Source organism: Ruegeria sp. SCP10 (genome assembly GCF_040329495.1).
In the GTDB taxonomy this organism is placed as follows: domain Bacteria; phylum Pseudomonadota; class Alphaproteobacteria; order Rhodobacterales; family Rhodobacteraceae; genus Ruegeria.
Genome location: NZ_JBDZYF010000104.1, coordinates 1 through 219, shown reverse-complemented (window position 1 = coordinate 219; position 219 = coordinate 1). Strand labels below are relative to the sequence as shown.

At 58.9% G+C, this 219-nt stretch carries 1 pseudogene; it reads left to right on the top strand.

Annotated features, from left to right (window positions below):
• Window positions 1–99 (top strand): annotated as a pseudogene (locus ABLN87_RS22470) (IS5/IS1182 family transposase); the annotation flags it as partial.
• Window positions 100–219: the final 120 nt, after the last annotated feature.

Here is a 219-nt window from a genome sequence, read left to right as displayed (position 1 = left end):
CTAAAGGACTGGCGGCGCGTGGCAACCAGATACGACAGATGCCCAAAGGTCTTCCTGTCGGCAATCGCTCTCGCCGCAACCGTCATCTACTGGTTATGAATCCTGAGCCTAAAGGAAGCAGCTCGGGGAAACTTCAGAGCCCCGCACGTCGCCGAGCCTGCATCGAGCTGATCCGGAGCGAGATGAATGTATCGGAGCGCCGGATTTGCCGGGTGCTTG